The 18205-nt window shown below is 42.1% G+C and carries 17 protein-coding genes; 8 read left to right on the top strand and 9 right to left on the bottom strand.

Translation table 11 applies throughout. From position 1 onward, the window contains the following. Positions 1-145: 145 nt before the first annotated feature. From GO009_RS15730 to GO009_RS15705, 6 genes are all read right to left on the bottom strand, one after another. Positions 146-3805: an alpha-L-rhamnosidase gene (locus GO009_RS15730; protein ID WP_163627591.1), complete on the bottom strand. Its 3660-nt coding sequence runs from the start codon at positions 3803-3805 to the stop codon at positions 146-148. A gap of 85 nt (positions 3806-3890) precedes the next feature. Then, positions 3891-4082 (bottom strand): hypothetical protein, encoded by a 192-nt coding sequence (locus GO009_RS15725; protein WP_163627589.1) that lies wholly within the window; start codon positions 4080-4082, stop codon positions 3891-3893. 242 nt (positions 4083-4324) lie between these two features. After that, a complete protein-coding gene (locus GO009_RS15720; RefSeq protein WP_163627587.1) occupies positions 4325-4555 on the bottom strand; it encodes a hypothetical protein in 231 nt (76 codons plus the stop codon). Between the two features lie 70 nt (positions 4556-4625). Further along, on the bottom strand, positions 4626-6722 hold the full coding sequence (locus tag GO009_RS15715) for an alpha-L-fucosidase (protein WP_239057492.1): 2097 nt from the start codon (positions 6720-6722) through the stop codon (positions 4626-4628). Positions 6723-6777: 55 nt separating this feature from the next. After that, positions 6778-7425 (bottom strand): LrgB family protein, encoded by a 648-nt coding sequence (locus GO009_RS15710; RefSeq protein ID WP_163627585.1) that lies wholly within the window; start codon positions 7423-7425, stop codon positions 6778-6780. A gap of 366 nt (positions 7426-7791) precedes the next feature. Then, complete coding sequence (locus GO009_RS15705) at positions 7792-8685, bottom strand: DUF1080 domain-containing protein (RefSeq protein WP_163627584.1); 894 nt, start codon at positions 8683-8685, stop codon at positions 7792-7794. Positions 8686-9287: 602 nt separating this feature from the next. Between GO009_RS15705 and GO009_RS15700 the strand changes: the two genes are divergently transcribed. Both GO009_RS15700 and GO009_RS15695 read left to right on the top strand, forming a co-directional pair. Next, complete coding sequence (locus tag GO009_RS15700) at positions 9288-9896, top strand: HPP family protein (RefSeq protein ID WP_163627582.1); 609 nt, start codon at positions 9288-9290, stop codon at positions 9894-9896. A 434-nt stretch (positions 9897-10330) separates the two neighbouring features. After that, positions 10331-10495: a single-stranded DNA-binding protein gene (locus tag GO009_RS15695; RefSeq protein WP_163627580.1), complete on the top strand. Its 165-nt coding sequence runs from the start codon at positions 10331-10333 to the stop codon at positions 10493-10495. Positions 10496-10632: 137 nt separating this feature from the next. Here GO009_RS15695 and GO009_RS15690 read toward each other — a convergent pair whose 3' ends face one another. Further along, positions 10633-13119 carry a cation-translocating P-type ATPase gene (locus tag GO009_RS15690; RefSeq protein ID WP_163627578.1) on the bottom strand — a complete coding sequence of 829 codons (2487 nt, stop codon included), beginning with the start codon at positions 13117-13119 and terminating at the stop codon, positions 10633-10635. A gap of 446 nt (positions 13120-13565) precedes the next feature. Here GO009_RS15690 and GO009_RS15685 point away from each other — a divergent pair, with 446 nt between their 5' ends. Together GO009_RS15685 and GO009_RS15680 are read left to right on the top strand one after the other, a co-directional pair. Next, positions 13566-13751: a hypothetical protein gene (locus GO009_RS15685; RefSeq protein ID WP_163627576.1), complete on the top strand. Its 186-nt coding sequence runs from the start codon at positions 13566-13568 to the stop codon at positions 13749-13751. A 74-nt stretch (positions 13752-13825) separates the two neighbouring features. Next, positions 13826-14140, top strand: coding sequence for a hypothetical protein (locus GO009_RS15680; RefSeq protein WP_163627574.1), 315 nt, complete (start codon positions 13826-13828; stop codon positions 14138-14140). Between the two features lie 662 nt (positions 14141-14802). Here GO009_RS15680 and GO009_RS17985 read toward each other — a convergent pair. Together GO009_RS17985 and GO009_RS15670 are read right to left on the bottom strand one after the other, a co-directional pair. Then, the gene (locus tag GO009_RS17985; protein ID WP_369008827.1) at positions 14803-14913 is read right to left on the bottom strand and encodes a hypothetical protein; all 111 of its coding nucleotides are present in this window, start codon (positions 14911-14913) and stop codon (positions 14803-14805) included. A gap of 26 nt (positions 14914-14939) precedes the next feature. Further along, positions 14940-15137 (bottom strand): DDE-type integrase/transposase/recombinase, encoded by a 198-nt coding sequence (locus GO009_RS15670; protein WP_163627572.1) that lies wholly within the window; start codon positions 15135-15137, stop codon positions 14940-14942. Between the two features lie 556 nt (positions 15138-15693). Between GO009_RS15670 and GO009_RS15665 the strand changes: the two genes are divergently transcribed. The 4 genes from GO009_RS15665 to GO009_RS15650 are packed head-to-tail and all read left to right on the top strand — an operon-like array spanning position 15694 to position 17932. Further along, positions 15694-16026, top strand: a complete 333-nt coding sequence (locus GO009_RS15665; RefSeq protein ID WP_163627570.1) for a metalloregulator ArsR/SmtB family transcription factor — start codon at positions 15694-15696, stop codon at positions 16024-16026. Next, a complete protein-coding gene (locus GO009_RS15660) occupies positions 16016-16528 on the top strand; it encodes an SRPBCC domain-containing protein (RefSeq protein WP_163627568.1) in 513 nt (170 codons plus the stop codon). The genes GO009_RS15665 and GO009_RS15660 overlap by 11 nt, the downstream gene beginning before the upstream one ends. After that, on the top strand, positions 16525-17040 hold the full coding sequence (locus GO009_RS15655) for an SRPBCC domain-containing protein (RefSeq protein WP_163627566.1): 516 nt from the start codon (positions 16525-16527) through the stop codon (positions 17038-17040). The genes GO009_RS15660 and GO009_RS15655 overlap by 4 nt, the downstream gene beginning before the upstream one ends. Positions 17041-17074: 34 nt before the next feature. Beyond that, the gene (locus GO009_RS15650) at positions 17075-17932 is read left to right on the top strand and encodes an alpha/beta fold hydrolase (RefSeq protein WP_163627564.1); all 858 of its coding nucleotides are present in this window, start codon (positions 17075-17077) and stop codon (positions 17930-17932) included. Positions 17933-18205 lie beyond the last annotated feature (273 nt).

Genomic DNA, 18205 nt, shown 5'->3' with positions numbered 1-18205 from the left:
GCCTGTTGGTCTTGGTAATGTGATTTCCGATGATCTCTATCAGGGCAATGACAATGTCCTTCACTGTTATACTGACCACGGTCTGCTGCAGTAAAATGTTGGATTTGTTATATTTTACCGTTTTAAGTTGTTCCCATTATCCTAATTAGTATTGGATAGTAAATAGATAACTTCCGGATTTCAATTCCATGCTGAGCTTTCCGTTGACTTGGTCTATTTTCACTACTCCTTCTACAGATTTTAACCTTTTCCCCGACTCTTTTACATTTTTTACCAAATCGGTATTCAATTGTAAGGTAGCTGTGGTATTGGCCGGAACGGTTACCTTGTATTCCCAGCCACCATCAATTAATTTCCACTCGCTTTGTATTCTTCCGTACATGGAATCGTAATATCCCTTGGCATAGGTCATCTGTCCCGTAGGGTCGGGTATCGGCTCCAAAATAAAGTGTTTAAACCCAGGATGGTCGGGATCTCTTTGGATACCTAAAGAGTAATTGTACATCCAAGCTGCAACTGCCCCAAAAGAATAATGGTTAAAGGAGTTCATGCTGTTATTGCCTCCGAATCCATCTTCAATTGTATAGGAGTTAAGTCTTTCCCAAATTGTGGTTGCCCCGTTGATCACGGGATAAAGCCAAGATGGATAGGTAGTTTGCTGCAATAACCTATAAGCAGTTTCGTGCTTTCCATTTTCGGAAAGTGCGTGGTTCAACGAAGCCGTTCCAATAAAGCCCGTCATCAAGGAATACTCGGGTCTTTCAACCCCAAGTTCGTCCGCATTGCTACGGACAATGCTTTCCACCAACTGGTCTATGGCCTTTTCCTTGTTTTCATCATTAAATACCTTTAGATGCAGTGGTATGGCATAAGATGCTTGGGTATCCACCAAATTACCTTTTTTGGGTCGGTCTTCCTCCGATGGCGGTGGTCCAAACCCTTGGCTTACAAACCCGGAATGCACTGTTTCCCCTGTATTTTTGTTGATATATGTTTCGTTAAAGAATTCCTTTTTTTGCTGATATTGCGTTTCGTAGTTTGAAGCATCGTTGGTCTTCCCGAGAATGGAAGCAGTTTTCTTCAAAATGTCCAAATTGTACAAATGATAGGCCGTCCAGAACAAAGTATTATCATTTTTAAACCCTTCTGGACTCAACCAATCCCCTAATGGGCCTTCATTCAAAATTCCAGATCCTTTATCAATTTTGGAATCCAAAAATCTCACATAGCGTTGCATGGCCCCGTAATGTTCCTCCAAGACCTTTACATCGCCATATTGTTGGTACATCTCCCAAGGTATGACGACACCTGCGCTTCCCCAGAGCGTTCCCCCGAATCCACCACCAACGGGTGCCACATCGGTAAACCTGCCATCTTCTCTTTGAATATCGCGCATACCCAAAAGGTGGCGTCTCAAAAAGGGCTCGACATTGGCCAAATAGGTAGATGCTTCGGAAAATACATTGATGTCACCACTCCACCCCATTCGTTCGTTCCTGGCCGGGGTATCTGTCGGTATGGATAGGAAATTGCCCCTTAAGGACCACGTTATGTTTTTCCAAAACCGGTTGACCAACTCGTTGGAGGTTTCATACTTGGAGGCCAATTCTTTGATGGAGCTCACCACTTTTCCTTTTACGCTGTTCAATGGTAGAGGCTGGTCCAGCCCGGTTACCTCCAAATATCTATATCCATGGAAGGTAAATCTCGGTGTTATGGTTTCTTCCCCTCCTTTTCTTATGTAGATATCTTGAGCCAATGCCGCCCTAATGTTTTCGAGCATTACCATACCGACATTATCGCCAGATTCCTCCAAATCTGGATAGGTCACCTCGGCATATCTCAAAGTAATGGTGTCCCCTGATCGTCCATTGGGCAAATCAATTTCCGGGAACCCTACCATATTTTGGCCCATATCGTAAACAAATACCCCTGGTCTCACTTCTTTTACCTCTTTTGGCGTCAAAGTTTTTACTATGGATGGGTTCTCCCCTATTTGACCAACCAATTGCATATTGTTATAACTAAGTTCATCACTTAGGTATGCCGTTCCCTCCAGTGGAACCTCGCTGGCAGATTTCCAAGAAGAATCATCATAGGTTGAGGTGGACCAATCTTGAATGGCGTCTTCTTTGTTGGCGTCATATACCTCGCCCTGAAAAAAGCTTCCGTAACGTACAGGTCCATCGGTAAACAACTTCCAATCCATTGTATTGGTGGTCAAAACTTGCTCTGTTCCATCAGTATAGGTGACAATCAATTGACCAAATAAAGACTGTCTGTCCCCAAAATAGTTCCAATTTTCGCCACTATAGGTAATATTGCCACTCCACCAGCCTTCACCCAACCATGCACCAATTATGTTTTCCCTTTCTCCTGATTTCAATAGGTCTGTAAGATCATAAGTTTGGTACATATGGTTCTTGTTGTATTGTGTGAGTCCGGGAGAAAAATAGCTATCCCCTACACGCTCTCCATTAAAGTATATTTCGTAGATACCTCGTGAAGTAACATAAAGCCTTGCTTTTTGTACCTGTTTGCTGTCCAAAGTAAACGCAGAACGTAACATGGGAGCTGCATTTTGACTAGGATTCACCAAAATGAGCGCTCCGTCATCATCTCCATCAACACGGTAGCCCTTTGCTGAAATGGTAAGCTGGTCAGACTTGGAAGCGATACTAAAAACACCCAAATAGGAATCTGTGTTTTGTAAATCTTCATGTAACAAATCATTGGAAGGTTGGCGGAAGTTCTTCACTTTAAGTTCGGATATCACCATTTTTTGGCCCTTTTTTGCCCAAAAACCAATGTCTCCCACCATAGGGAAACTGATGTAATTGTTGCCCCTGCCCACTGGGTTCAGGTTAAATCCCTGGCTTTCATAAGGGGAAGGGTTTTCCAAATCGGATTTGGAAATCCTGTTCTGCTTTTCCCTTCCATCCAAGTAAATATCAAACAACCCAAAATTACAATCAACATAGAAGGTGTGTTGTTGGTATTTGTTCGCTTCATTGACCAACGATTTTGGTATGGAAAAACTGTACAGCGGTGCCTCTTTGGAATCTTCTGAATCGTAACCTACTCGGTAAACGTGCACTTGTGCGAGACCTTTTTCAGTATCGTCCAATTGAGAGATGTCCAATTCGAACGCGATGAAGCTTTCATCAAGGCCATTTTCAACACCTTGTACATTCAAATCCCTATCCATCAACCGCTTATCATTGGCACCAAAGACCAAAGCGCCTTTGGTGGATTTTGATTTTTCATCCAACTGTATGGCGTATTCCAACTTGTATACGGATAGGTAATGTGGATAGAACACCATATCTTCATCGGAACCGCCTATCCATTCGGCACCATTCCAAGCTTCGGCATTGGCATCGCTTTCCATAAGTCCGGTCTCAAACCAAGACTCGCCTTCAAAAGTGTCTCCATTTTTGTCCCAAACCGTGACTTTCCAATTGTATCGGGTTCTTGCCTGTAGCGTTTCACCGCTATAGGCTACCCCTAAAGATTCGGCATTGTTTTGTCGTTTGGAATCCCAAACCAAGGCTCCATCCTCATCGGTCACAACAATTTGATATGCTTGCTGCCCATATCCTCTTTCGTTATCGTTGGCCTTCATCTGCCAACTGAAATTAGGATTGGAAATATCAATTCCCAATGGTTTTTCCATATAGTCCACCTTTAAGTTTTCTATGGAAAGCTGGCCTATAGCCAAAAAAGAAACATTAAAAAGCAGCAGAAAAAAAGCGAATGTACTTTTTCTCAAAACGCTCGATTGCCTTTGGTTATAATTATCCATCCTAGTTTGTTTAGTTTTCTATCCAATTATAAGGTATAATTCCCAAATAACTGTTCTTATCTGTTCTGAGGACAAATATGCTTTATTATAGGTTGAATGTATTGGTTCCAGACTTGATCATAGTATTTTTTCCTTGCCAAACAAGCTCACCTATCACACCATCCTGTAAGGTAATCGTAGCCTCTAGCTTTTTACCTAACTTCTTATAATCCACGGATATCATTCCTGCTGGATGTGGCATTTCTCCTCCAATTTTTTTGATGTCACGCCTCTTCATGGTTATGGCATACCCTCACGAATGCCGATGCCAACATTCACATCAATAAGGACATTGTCGGGTTTTTAAGTTCGACATTGGACATCGGGAAACAATGACCAATGTCGAATCTCCTCTTATACGATTGCAGTCAACCCCATTACAAGTAAAGCTGTTCACTTATATACCTATTGCTCCTTCAAAGGAAATCCATGGACAAACTTTCCGCTTGCCCCATGTTAACAATATATGGTATCCGAGTCCTAAAGAACCTTGGTCTTCCCCGGGATTGGTATCGGATATTTGCCCTCGGCATTGGGCAAAGAAGGTGGTTGTGAATCCCATGCCATCTCTTCAGGCATTAACCTTATCCCTGACTTGATGGCCTCATCCCAAGTAGGGAAAAGGCTCAATTGGGCCAATAATCCTATCGGTAGCATACATAAAGTGAAGGCTACTTTGGCTTTTTTTAGATTTTGTCGTAGTTGCAGCATTGTGTATCGGTTTGTTTTAATTTTTCGGCTATACGGGTATGCTGTGCTTTGTTCTTTTATGTTTCATCATCTATTGATTATCTTGGTATGGGTCTTGGGTCAAAACCCCTATTTCGGCAAAAGATGCCCGTGGATCTGCACCATCAACCTCCAAGGCACGTAATTTGATGTACCTCCCCTTCGTTGGTTGGAACATAACCTTTTGTTCGATTCTACTATTGATAATGTTACCGAACTCCCCCGATGCCAAAGACTGCCAGTTCCTATTATCTTGACTCACCAGAAATTCATAATGGGTAATGATTCCGAACGGATAGCGTTCTTGGTTGGGCCAGTAGGTAAAACCATTTAGCTCATGGGTGCGTCCCAAATCGATCACAATCTCTTTTTCATTGGTTGCCCAAAAGGTTTTGGGATTATCGTCCATCAATTTTATTATCTCTTTTTCTTCCCCGATCGGAAAAACGACCTTCCAATCATTTTTGGCCAGGTCAAAATAGTTGACCGCCACGCCACTTCCCTGTCCGTTTTCGGGATTTATCGCAATGGCCTTGACGGTAGTGGGTTTTTCTACCAAAAATGGTGCACGATATTTTTGGGAGCCCATGGAAGGCTCGGTACCATCCAAGGTATAGAAAACATCGACCGATTTCTCTGGCACCGAAAGGGAAACAAGCCCTTTACGGTTTCTTGTAATGATGGGGTCCACCACTAGCTTAGGTGCACGGTACAGTGCAAGGTTGGACAGCAGAATGGGTCCTTTGGAATCTAAAATGTCTATTTTCACCTTATCCGCCAAAACGGTTTCCCAGCGAAGAATGCGCTTATAGCCTACCGTTGTCTGCTCGTCGAGTATTTTCCATTTTCCATCGACCCTTGCGCTCACGGTAAATTTTTTGATTCGTTGTCCCAAGGAAATGAATTCTTGCAAAACTATCCGGTTTAGCTCGGTGGGTTCATCAAACGAAACTGTGATAGTGGCCCTTGTAATGCCGTCATCGGTTGCCCAGTAGGTATCATTGTTGCCATCCAACATATTTTTGGCCGAATAGTCGGAATGACCTCCTCGTGTGTTCGAAACCTCTATTTTTGAATTATTTGTAAGTTCATGGGCAAAATCTTTGTCGATTTGTTCTTTTAGGGCCATCAAGCTTTTCACATCCTTTTCATGTACCAATCCACGGGTATCCACCGGAAGGTTCAATAGCAAGGCGGCATTTCTACCAATAGCGTTATAGTAAATATCCAGCAGATGGGGCAGCGTTTTCACCTGATGGTCCTCAGCGGCATGATAATACCAACCCGGCCGGATGGAAACATCTGCTTCGGCCGGTAGCCAATGGGTACCGTCCTCATGGCCGGAACGCAGCTCAACGTAACGGGGCCAACCGGGATAGATCTCGTCCCTTCGCATGATACTCCAATTCGTCTCATTGGCCCAGCCTTCCTCATTGCCCACCCAGCGTACATCAGGTCCGTTATCCGCAAAGATTACGGCATTGGGCTGCAACTTTCGGATCATGGCGGTGGTCTTTTCCCAATCGTAGTAGGTCTTACTATCGATCTTTCTGGACTCGTTGGCACCTCCATAGTAGCCAGAACCTCCATTGGCCCCGTCAAACCAAATCTCGAACAATTCTCCATAATTGGTCAAAAGTTCCCGGAGCTGTTCATGGAAGATTTTCACGTACTCGGGCCGGCCATAATATGTATTGTTCCGATCCCAGGGGGAAAGGTATAGTCCTAGTTTCAGTCCATACTCTTTGCAGGCTTCGCTCAATTCCCTGACCACGTCTCCCTCACCGTTTTTCCACGGTGAATTTTTGACCGAATGCTCGGTAGTATTGGATGGCCACAAGCAAAAACCATCGTGATGCTTGGCTGTAAGAATAATACCTTTCATACCGGCATCTCGGGCCACCCTTGCCCATTGTCGGACATCCAAATTGGAGGGATTGAACTGATTTGGCGATTCGGCCCCTGTTCCCCATTCCCTATTGGTAAAGGTGTTCATGTTAAAATGTACGAAGGCATAATATTCCATTTTGTGCCAAGCCATTTGCCTTTTTGAGGGGGTCGGTCCCACAGCTTCGGGCGGGGCAACTGTTTTACAGCCCAACATTACCATTGGAAGAAGTATGTACAGTATGATATTTTTTATTGTCATGTTGTTTTTGTCTTTTGTTTTCAAAGTGTTTGTTTTTTAAGTGTGTTCAAGCCTATCATAAAAAATTGAACCCATCCAATATCAAGGGGACCAAAATTGCTGTGACCACGCCATTTACGCAAATGGCGATACCTCTGTAAGCGGCGGCACTCCTGCCAATATCCAGGGCCCGAGCTGTACCAATGCCATGGGATGCCGTGCCCAGGGCCGTTCCTATGGCCATTTCACTCTTAATGCCAAATGCCCTTAGAATAGGAACCCCGAAGACATTTCCAAAAATACCCACGGCTATGACCACAGCGGCCGTAATCGCCGGTATTCCCGAAACCAATTTGGTAGTTTCAATGGCTATGGGCGTGGTCACTGATTTGGCGGCCAATGACCTAACGATAAAACCGGGGGATTCCAACCAGATCAAGCTCAACAAAACTATAAATATACTGGAGACACCCCCAATGGTCACTACGGCAAAAAAGGGTATCAAATTGCTTTTGATTTCATCATACTCTTCACGGAACAATATATAGTCCAAGAGTTTATCTGCGACCGGTTTTACCGAACCCAAACTAATGACCCTTGTTCTCAAAGCAAGGAAAATAAATATCATTCCTAAGATATTTGCTGCAACAGGAAGATGGAAAAGATGTCTTAGGGCTTCGCCCAAGATCAAAAACAACATAATATAGCCGAGGGATTTTAACATGTAAGGTTTTTGTTTTGTTCCTGTAAGTTTAGACCATTCCAGATGGTACAATTGTTCCTATAAAGATGTAAATTTTTAAGGACATCATTTTGGGGTTATTAACAGGAAGATGTGGAGTAGGAAAAATAGCTGAAATATTTCTATAAAAAATTGACTATGCACCGCAAGTATGAACCTTCTACCTAAACGCTGAATCCCGCTATTGACACTAGTCCCCGGATATGGGACAAAAGTACCAGCATTCTAAAGTACGCCCTTATGATTTTTGGGCTTTCCAGGTTCAAATTGTCAACGGTACATCAACATTGAATGGTTTGTAATAAAAGGGCAATCAAACCTAGTTTGAAAAAGTGTAATGTGAACAACTCAGTAGACACATTCTGAGTTGTTGGATTTTATATAATACGATTTATAATTCCTGGCTTTTTTATCTGTACAACCACATAAATCCAACAATTCGATGGACTTGAAATCTATAGGCGCAGTCTCAGCTTGAATTGAAATAAAACCTTCTTCTACGGGTTCCCCTTCCTCATAGGCACTATCAAGATACCCTTCGACCATACCTCCTCCAATAGTGGGCTTGGTATATTCCATCACAACTTTGTTGTCCAGGATATGCCGGATTATCGAATCGCCCAAAACAAGTGCCTCGATGGTTACCCACCCATTGCCATGATAGGTCCTTGAATTAGAGGCAATACAATGGTCTGTGATCAACGAATCTTTCATTGTCACATTGGTTCCTGGCGTACATAGATTCCCATTGGTTCCATCATGCGTACCGTCACCTCCCAGCAGTTGCAATTCCAATGAAATTGGGAAATCCTGTTCTAGCCCCATAGTCTTTGGATCTTGACAATGAAGCATTAAACCATTATTTCGGATGGCCCATGCCGGTCCCCCTGTCATTTGATCCCCTACAAAACGGTAGGTTGCTTTTAGCTTGTAATATGAAAATTTATCTTTGTAGAATAAATGGCCAAAAGTACCGTTAAAGGTATCTTTCTCCTGATACCTGACACTTAAGAGACTGTCCTTGAAGACAAAGGAGTCATTATAATTTTCCCCTAAGGGATAGCCTGTAAATTTAGGTGTCCAATCCTCATAATTGGTCCCGTCAAAAAGTGAGACCCATTCTTCTTTGTTGGAATTATCTTCCTGAGGGGCGCAGCTTGACAAGAAAATAATGCCCACAACCCAAACAGGCAATAGTAAAGGTTTAAAAATGGGCAGCGTATCAATTGTTTTTGGTTTCACAATAAGGTTGGTTTTGGCTAATGAGAAAAGTTTTTTAATATCTATTTGGAAGAAAGTTAACTAATTTATCCCTTATTTTTTATTCAACAAATGGAATAAGGGCCATATTGAAAAACCTTCCCTTGAAGTGAATCTTTCTTTAATTATTTGCAATAGTTGAAAGCACTCACAGAACCTCTTTGGGCCATATAATGGCAAAATAAAGTTGCTTGTTTTTAATTATCAACAATTAATTTAAAGCGTTATAGAAAGGTGTCAAAACAAATGGTTTTCTATACTGGCTGCATATCAATCTTTGGTATTGTACCCAACATAAATTTGCTATCACAGCCACTTTGTTTAACTATTGATTATTCGTCAATTCAGTGCACGGAAATATATAGCATTTTTTGGGAATAGGTTACATGTTGACCAACCAACATTAGTACATAAAATTGTGTCAGCAATAAAGACCGTAAATCCACAAATCAATCTCGATATTTTTATACAATTGTCTTTCAGTGCTTTAATCAACTTTTCAATTGCTATACATAATCATAGAGCTATGCTTGCATTTAGTTTATCCTGTTTGGATTCCTACCTTTGAAAATCAAAGATGGGGCATGCTACTTAAACGAATCAAACGTAACTACAGAATTACCAAATATCTTATTCAAAAGGAGACTACCGTAGACTACCGGGAAACCTTTTGGTCCTTCACTAGTTCGTTTCTTGGAATGGCCTTGATAGGCTATATACAAAGTCTGTACTTATTGCCTCTTGAAAATGTATTCCTGATCGGTTCGTTTGGAGCTACCTGTGTCTTGATATATGGAGCGGTTCAGAGTCCATTGGCCCAACCTAGAAATCTAGTCGGGGGGCACCTCATTTCAGCATTGATAGGGGTGAGTGTATACAAATTAGTGCCAGAACCTATCTGGGTCAGTGCTCCATTGGCCGTTTCCCTGTCCATTATCACAATGCAGTATACCAAAACCTTACATCCTCCAGGGGGTGCTACTGCGCTTATTGCCGTAATCGGAACGGAACATGTACGGTCGCTAGGCTATCTCTATGCATTGTTTCCCGTGCTGTCGGGGGTCCTCATCTTATTTGTTGTAGCAGTCATCTGCAATAACATGACCCAACAACGAAAATATCCATCGAATCTTAGGCTTTCTAAAAAGGTCAAAAACATGCAGCTACCCCTCAAATTACCAAGGCGTCGGTAGTACAGCTTAACACCTCTTATGTTTTCTAAATGGACCACTTAGAAACAACCACAAATACTCCATCCGAATTTGCCTTATGGTCTCGGAAATCAAATTGAGTATATATGGGGATTTTACCAGGTTATCGAAACAATAATACTGTTTTAAGGAAAAGGGTCTCAATGGCCACGAGCCTTTTATAATAATTGATGGTTTGTAGCTATCGCAAACTAATGATAAAGTTCATTTTATTCCGTGATACATCCTATCGATATCCGCCTATGGTCTATCAAGCAACTGACATCCTCTCTTTCCAATCCTTTGTTCCGTGCTGCCTCCATGGGACCATGAACTTCCCCTGTTTCGTTATTGATGTTCCTTGCTGAGCCCGCCGTCCCACTTGGTAGGCAAAACAATAACATCCCTTCCTGTAGCCGGCATAAATCCTTTCAATCATGAGCAATTTCAGAAATCATGTACAGTTAACCGGAAATGTGGGGGAAGACCACAAAATCACCCTCCTCGATGGAAGCCGTAAAGTAACCCGTTTTCCCATGGCCACCAATGAGTACTACACCAATGCACAAGGGGAAAAGAATCCATGTCAACCTATTTTTTGATAAACTGAAGCTAGTCCATGCAGTTCCACCGGGAAATGACTTGAATCAACCACCCTTACGCTGGCACCTACCCAAGAACTATGCCGAAATAGGGGCACAACAGCGCTTGCACCATGGGTCAAAAAGGCCATCTTCCATTATCTTTTGAGGATTTTCCAAAGCTCGAACCAGATGACGGAGACAAACCCGATCCCTATGCTGCCCCATAACTGTTTTCCGTCAAGAGGAACAAATCCGAAAAGGGCAGAAAAGGCATCCATATAAATCAACAGTCCGGTTAGGGTCACCGTTATGCCTATGATCAATGGAATCAGAGCATTCCTATAGCCTAAGGTCCTAAACATCGAAAAAGAAAACGAACGGTTCACCAAGGTCAAGAAAACATTGGAGGTCATCAAGGTGGCAAACACCATGGTCCTTACCTCTGACTCACTGGCACCTTTGTTCATGGCAAAGTAATATAAGCTCAAGGTACCCAAGGTGATCAGCAGTCCTTGAGCGATACTGATAGCCAATTCACTGGCCTTAAAGAAGGTTTGTGCAAAGGGCCTTGGTCTCCGTGACATTGTACCTGGTTCCATGGGCTCATTCTCAAAAATGATGGAGCAAGTAGGTCCCATGACCAATTCCAGGATGATGACATGTTTTGGAAAAAAAATATGGGGGTAAGACCAACCCAACACCAATGGCAAGAAGACCACCAATATAATGGGAATATGAATTGATATGATGTACTGCACCGCTTTTTTTAAATTGTCATAAATCCGTCTGCCCATGGCCACTGCCTGAACCATCTTGGACAGATCATCATCGACCAAGATAAGGGATGAGGCCTCCTTGGCGATTTCCGTTCCTCTTTTGCCCATGGCAATACCTATATGGGCCGCTTTCAAGGCAGGGCCATCATTGACACCATCCCCCGTCATGGCCACAATTTCACCAGAAGCCTTCAAGGCATTGATAATTTTTAATTTAACATCGGGAAAAACACGCGTAAATAAGGTGTTCCTGGATACCATATCTTCCAGTTGCGGCCCCTTGAGTGTATTTAATACCGACCCTTGAACTTGGTTTTCAAGACCTCGAAGCCCTATTTGTTCAGCAATGGATTTGGTCGTTTCTGGAATATCACCAGTAATGACTTTGACTTGAATACCAGCGGCATAAAACTGTTCCAAAACGTCATGGATATTTGGCTTTGGAGGATCATGGAAAGCGACCAGCCCTATGAATTGAAAGGGAAGCTCCTGTTGGACAGCAGGAAAATCGTTGTCTGAGAATTGGGATGCAGCGACACCCAAAACCCGGTATCCCTGACTTGCGAGTTCTCGGACCGCGCCTTCATATTTCATAATAACCTGATTATCAAGGGAACAAACCGCTAAAATAGCCTCAAGACCTCCCTTTGCAGCGATGATGCGGTGCCCCTTATCATCTTCAAATATATGGGTCATCATGGGCGGACTACCTGACAAGGGGTATTCATGGACCATATGGTACCTTGCGCGGACATCTGGTTGAACCAAGTCGACATACGCCTTGTGCAAGGACACCTCCATCGGGTCGAAAGCAATGGGTTCACTGGACCACATTGCCATTGTAACCAGTTCCAATTCATCATGGTTTAATGAATCCCTTACCCGGGTCCACAACTGTGTCGCCGGAGTAAAAAGCCATGCAAGTTCCATGGTGTTCTCTGTAATGGTACCGGTCTTATCGACACAGATAACGGTAGCACTGCCCAAGGTCTCCACTGTTTTCATATCCTTGACAATGACCCCCATCTTCATCAATCGCCAAGCGCCAAGTGCCATGAAAGTGGTAAAGGCAACGGGAATTTCCTCTGGAAGTACACTCATCGCAAGGGTAAGAGCTTGGAGGAGGCTATCCAAAAAATTATGGGAATTCATAAAATTGACCACCCAAATTATACCCAATATGAAGGCACCAAGAACGGCCATCTTAAGTGCAAAATGTTTTATTTGTAGTTCTAAGGGTGAGCGTTCCTTTGCAATATCCTGAAGGCTTTTCCCTATTTTGCCCAGCTCGGTTTTTGCACCTACCGCCAGTATTTTTGATATCGCCAGGCCACTCATCACCAGTGTTCCTTGATATATGAAGGATTCGGCATGTTCTTCCCCCTTAAAAACGGGAAGCGATTCCCCGGTCAATATGGCCTCATTAACCGATAGGTCATTGGATTGAAGGATCAAGGCGTCTGCAGGAACCGAAGTCCCCTCCTCCACGATGATGACATCCCCGACCACAAGTTCCTCCACCTTCACCTGCTCAATGACCCCATTACGCATCACCTTGGATTTGGCCCCTGTCAACTCTTTGAGACTTTCGATCGCCTTCCGGCTCCTGGCCTCTTGATACAGTGAAATAATGGCGACCAAGATTACGGCTACGGCCAGAAATATCCCATCTTCCAAGTTTCCCCCTAAAAAATATACGAAGGACGCTATGAGTAAGAGAATGACCATCGGCTCCGTCAATAAATCCTTCAAGGCCCTAATCCAAGGGGGGAGCTTTTTGGTTTCGATGCGGTTGTAGCCATATTTTAATCGGGATTCGTGTACTTGTTCCGCATTTAATCCTTTAATATTCCCATGAAGATCCATACAGTTCCGATTAATCTTAACAGATAGGGCATCACCTTGTTTCCTAAAATGATTCTTGTACATCCCATTGATAAAAGTAGGTCTATTCCAGATTACCGCTGATGATCTGAGTCATCCCACAGCAGGTATGGTAGGCTTAATTTCCAATGGTCAAACATGAAATCTAATAGTTATGGTAACCGATTGATGTGTGTCTAGGTTGAATACAAAATTCCTGAAAATAGCTTGGTGCTTCTGACCGAGTTACCCTTACCGATAGGAATGCCAGGCGAATGGTTGAGCCATATCAACCGGGCAGTTTTGTCAAAATCCCGAATAAAACTTGGAGAACTGCTGTAACCTAACCGGGAATCTTTTGTTTGTACGTATTGTGACCTAAAAACTAAGGATGAACAGTTGTCATTTACCCTTGAAAATGGCCCTATAGACATTAGGGGCTTCTTCTTTTGGCAAGCTGTGCAAAAGTTGAACCGGAATTTGAAGTCACGTTGGCCGAAGAGCCCAATCTTGGCGGAGGTACCGCGACAATCGTCCATGAATACAATCTGACTTATTTGGGCTTCCTATTGATTTCCAAAAATGAAAGCGGTCGCGGAAATGGCAGTACCAATAGAAACGAGCTAAAGCCATAAAAATCCTTAGGGAGCCATATTGGTGGTAGTTCATAATGATGTATATTTAAAAGAGAAAACAAAGACCCATCCGCATGCGAGCGATTCTTGGTGAAATTTTTGTCTATAATCCATCCCAGCCTGTTTATACCAAAGAAGCACTATTACAGTTGGACATGAAGATGGCTTTCATACAGCGTTTGGCCCGCCACTTAGGACTGCTCTTCATAGATGGGGAGTCTTCGGAAGGCAATCTGTGCTATGCCTTTGAATCAGGGTTGAACCCAGATTATATCAGCTCATTTACAAAGATGGATATCAAGAGGTTTCTCGAAAAGACCTTAACAGCCTCTCGTTACCATATGGAAAGTGATGCTGTGGAATTACCAAAATCCCTGAATTTGGAATAGCATCCGCGTGAAAAGACCAACACCCAAATAAAATTGGATGATAAAAAGGGACAAGCCCAAAATGGCAAGGATTGTACCCTTTTTTAGTGTGCCATACCCAGTTATCCTTCCCTCTGGGCTCTGCCCCAGATTTTCAAAACAAAGGTACCGGCCATGACCATAACCCTCAATGGTCTTTTATCCGATATGTTTGAAAACAATAGCCGAGTCCCAACAGGGAGTCACCGCATAGGGCCGCCGATAGCGCACCAATTATATACTGAACGGGCATCGAATACCAAGGATTGGAATCACGACAGTCCACCATATACCTCATATGAAACTAAAATCAAAGCTCTTCCTTATTGAGTTTATCTATAAAATAAGAGGGCAAGATTCCCAAACGTTTTTTAAAGGCTGAATAAAATATGTTAAGGTTGTTAAATCCGCTTGAATTTACAATATAGGATAACTTATTTTACGGTACTCTGTGTCCTCCAACAATCTATTTAAAAGATGATTTATACAGGTTCTGTTGCATTAATTCTATTAATCCAATAGGATTTTCACATTAAGCTGCCAATGAACAAAATGTTTTAAACACCGTCGATTTATAATCTATGATTTGACCCTTCCTGATTATGTTCACAACTTCTATGCCCGCCAACGTCCGCTGTGCGGATTCAAAACTCTTTAAATCCACAACTAATGATGATACGTGGTTTGATACTGCGGTGGTCCTGTTCCACTATATTGTTCAGATACTTACATTGTCTAATCTTAATCCTTGCCACTGAACAACTCCGTTTGTTCCATGTTTTTATGCCTGAGGTATTGGCTCCACTTTATTTATAACCCTGGGCTTGCCATTGTTCAATATCGCCTTATTGAGAAACTTCTGGGCCGACCCCTTCATTCTTCTTTTGGTCAACAGAAAATCAACGGTATTACCATATTTATCAACTGCTCGATATAGATACCTATCCAAACCTGCCACCTTGATATAGGTTTCATCCATTCGCCAACTATTACTGACAACCCGTTTTCTTTTATAACCTACCTGATTTTATGTAACAGAACCATATTGCCAAGGGTTATGAAAATCTAAATGATTTCAGAAAGGCTAAAATCAATTATGATCTAGCATTATCATTTACCAAATTTTTATCAGATGATGGGTATGGGAATATGATTAGGTACGGTATAAGGAACGGTATGGAGAGGGCTGCAAGTAAATTGAAATAACTTCAACGTTTAATAAATGAAATTCTGGCCTGTTCTTATTTTAATAGGATAGCCAGAATACCCCATATACCTAAGGATCAAAAGTTTTTACAAGCATACCAAATTAGCGGGAAACAATATAAATGGCAAAAAATGGTGTAACCTCATAATTCATTCTTGGGGGTCTATTTGCTTTCTTATAATCAGAAGTATAGAATTCCCCCAAACTACCCCAACCCTCAAATTGTTAATTGACGCAGCGCAATTGATCCATAAACAGTTGGTTTTTTTGCAACAAAAATTGCGTAGTTAAATGACTTCACTTATATTCGTAGCCAAATAACATCATAATGAAATTAAGACGAGATATTTTTCAGGCCATATCAGACCCAACACGGCGCGCCATATTGGTATTACTTACCTCACAGACAATGACAGCTGGTGCCATAGCAGAAAAATTTGATGCTGCGAGACCCACCATCTCAAAACACATTCAAATCCTAAATGAATGTGATTTGGTTGAAGCCAACCAAAAAGGCAGAGAGATATACTATGAGCTAAAGGTTGAAAAAATGAAGGAAATCGATAAATGGTTAGAACAGTTCAGGGCCATTTGGGAACATCGATTTAACCAACTCGACAATGTACTGGAAACACTAAAAAAGAACAAAAATGAAAAATAATCTCCTATTCAATTTCTCCGTGAACAGGGAAAACAACACCATTCATATTCAACGGGAGTTTAATGCCGACCTTGAACTGGTTTGGAAAGCTTGGACAGAACAAGAACTATTGGACCAATGGTGGGCGCCCGAACCCTATCGTTCCCAGACAAAAATGATGCAGTTTAAAGAAGGGGGCTACAGATTATATGCCATGGTAAGTCCGGAAAACCATAAACATTGGGGCAGGGAAGACTATCAGAGCATCGTGTCCTTAAAAAGTTTTTCGGCCTCCAAAACCTTTTGTGACGAAAACGGTCATGTGGCCGCCGAAGTCCCTAGGTCACTATGGGGACATCGTTTTAAGCAGGAATCAGACCTGACCGTAGTAAACATCCGGATTCAATATGAAAATGCCGACCATTTACAAAAAATGATTGAAATGGGCTTTAAGGAAGGTTTCACTGCGGGGCTAAACCAACTTCAAGAATTAATAGAAACATTTAAAAAGAATAAAAAATGAATCGTAGCTTATTATTCAATTTTTCTGTTGACAAGGAAAATAAAACCATCAACATTAAACGGGAATTTAATGCAAATCTTGAATTCGTTTGGAAGGCGTGGACAAGTCCTGAAATACTAGACCAGTGGTGGGCACCAAAACCCTATCATATAGAAACGAAATCCCTGGATTTAGAAGTTGGAGGAATGTGGCTCTATGCAATGGTAAGCCCCAAAAATGAAAAAACCTGGTGCAAAGCTGATTATAAGGCGATTGAAACAAACAAGCTATTGTCTTGGTTGGATGCGTTCTGTGACGAATATGGCACTGAAAATACGGTAAAGCCACGTTCGCTATGGACAAATCATTTCTCGGAAAACAATGAGATTACCCTAGTGGACATTACCTTGAAACACGATAGGCTTGAGGACATCGAGACTTTACTTGATATGGGCTTTAAAGAAGGTTTTACCTCTGGACTTCACAACTTGGACGCGTATTTAGAAATTCAAACCTATCGAAGCGATAAATAGCCGTACCTCACAAGAACCACTAATAAAATACAATATGAAATATGTAATAATGGTATTGGGATTGTGCTTTAAGTTGTCAATCATACAGGCACAATTACAACCCAATGTGGCCACCTACGCACCTATAAATGGCCTTGAAATGTATTATGAAATATATGGGGAAGGCGAACCATTGATCTTGGTACACGGTAGTTTTATGACCATTGCCACTACCTATGGACAATTCATCCCAGAACTGGCCAAATCCAATAAGGTAATAGCTGTGGAGCTTCAAGGTCACGGGCACACAAAGAATATTGAAAGACCTTTTTCCTACGAAAATTTTGCCGATGACATTATTGGTCTAATGGATCATCTGAACATTGACCGTGCGCATCTTATAGGTTATAGCTTGGGAGCTACCATTGCACTTAAAACAGCCTTACGTTATCCTGACAGAACAAACAAAATTGTGTTTATTTCTTCCGTTTACAGTATGGATGGGTGGCTTCCAGAGATACAACAAACATTTGCAAACATGAAGCCGGAATACCTAACAAATACGCCATTAAAATCCGCTTACGACGAAGTAGCTCCGGATCCCAGCCAATGGATCAGTTTTGTTGAAGGAATGATAGCGTTTGAAAATCGACCTTTTGATTTAAACATTGATGAAATTAAAAAACGTAATCTTGAGCTCTTGATCATTAACGGAGATTATGACGGCGTAGATTTAAACCACAGCCAAGAACTTTTCAGAGCTGTTGGTGGTGGAGGTTTTGGAATTATGGAACCACTTTCCAATTCACGTTTAGCGGTAATTCCAGGTACGACCCACATTACCCTTATGCAAAAAACAGGAGTCTTATTGAACTACATTGCCCCCTTTTTACGGAATATTTCGAAAGAGTAGGATTATCCTCTTGGGCTGGCAATCAACTTTGTCAACATAACATGAGTTATTCCATGTTTTCTATGGTAAGCGCTTTACTGAAAATAATATCTTACCGACTATGATACATTGCGCCCTACACAAGGAAAGTCCCCTGCCTTTAACAGGACCGACAGAAGCAATTCTTAACCCAAGTTCATGGTGTCCCAACTCCAAAAACTTGATTTTTGCGTGGTATCCAAAGTAGTTGAATGATGTCAAAACCATTCATTTTGATTATTCCATCAATATGAT

This window comes from Allomuricauda sp. TY007 (genome assembly GCF_010468565.1).
Taxonomy (GTDB): domain Bacteria; phylum Bacteroidota; class Bacteroidia; order Flavobacteriales; family Flavobacteriaceae; genus Flagellimonas.
This window is presented reverse-complemented; position numbering and strand designations above follow the sequence as displayed.

Bases quoted from the DNA above. Each gene is read 5' to 3' on its own strand.
- GO009_RS15700 (WP_163627582.1), top strand. From the start codon at position 9,288: ATGCTACTTAAACGAATCAAACGTAACTACAGAATTACCAAATATCTT.
- GO009_RS15715 (WP_239057492.1), bottom strand. From the start codon at position 6,722: ATGACAATAAAAAATATCATACTGTACATACTTCTTCCAATGGTAATG.
- GO009_RS15695 (WP_163627580.1), top strand. From the start codon at position 10,331: ATGAGCAATTTCAGAAATCATGTACAGTTAACCGGAAATGTGGGGGAA.
- GO009_RS15690 (WP_163627578.1), bottom strand. From the start codon at position 13,119: ATGGATCTTCATGGGAATATTAAAGGATTAAATGCGGAACAAGTACAC.
- GO009_RS15660 (WP_163627568.1), top strand. From the start codon at position 16,016: ATGAAAAATAATCTCCTATTCAATTTCTCCGTGAACAGGGAAAACAAC.
- GO009_RS15720 (WP_163627587.1), bottom strand. From the start codon at position 4,555: ATGCTGCAACTACGACAAAATCTAAAAAAAGCCAAAGTAGCCTTCACT.
- GO009_RS15650 (WP_163627564.1), top strand. From the start codon at position 17,075: ATGAAATATGTAATAATGGTATTGGGATTGTGCTTTAAGTTGTCAATC.
- GO009_RS15680 (WP_163627574.1), top strand. From the start codon at position 13,826: ATGCGAGCGATTCTTGGTGAAATTTTTGTCTATAATCCATCCCAGCCT.
- GO009_RS15670 (WP_163627572.1), bottom strand. From the start codon at position 15,137: ATGGATGAAACCTATATCAAGGTGGCAGGTTTGGATAGGTATCTATAT.
- GO009_RS15710 (WP_163627585.1), bottom strand. From the start codon at position 7,425: ATGTTAAAATCCCTCGGCTATATTATGTTGTTTTTGATCTTGGGCGAA.
- GO009_RS15730 (WP_163627591.1), bottom strand. From the start codon at position 3,805: ATGGATAATTATAACCAAAGGCAATCGAGCGTTTTGAGAAAAAGTACA.
- GO009_RS15725 (WP_163627589.1), bottom strand. From the start codon at position 4,082: ATGAAGAGGCGTGACATCAAAAAAATTGGAGGAGAAATGCCACATCCA.
- GO009_RS15665 (WP_163627570.1), top strand. From the start codon at position 15,694: ATGAAATTAAGACGAGATATTTTTCAGGCCATATCAGACCCAACACGG.
- GO009_RS15655 (WP_163627566.1), top strand. From the start codon at position 16,525: ATGAATCGTAGCTTATTATTCAATTTTTCTGTTGACAAGGAAAATAAA.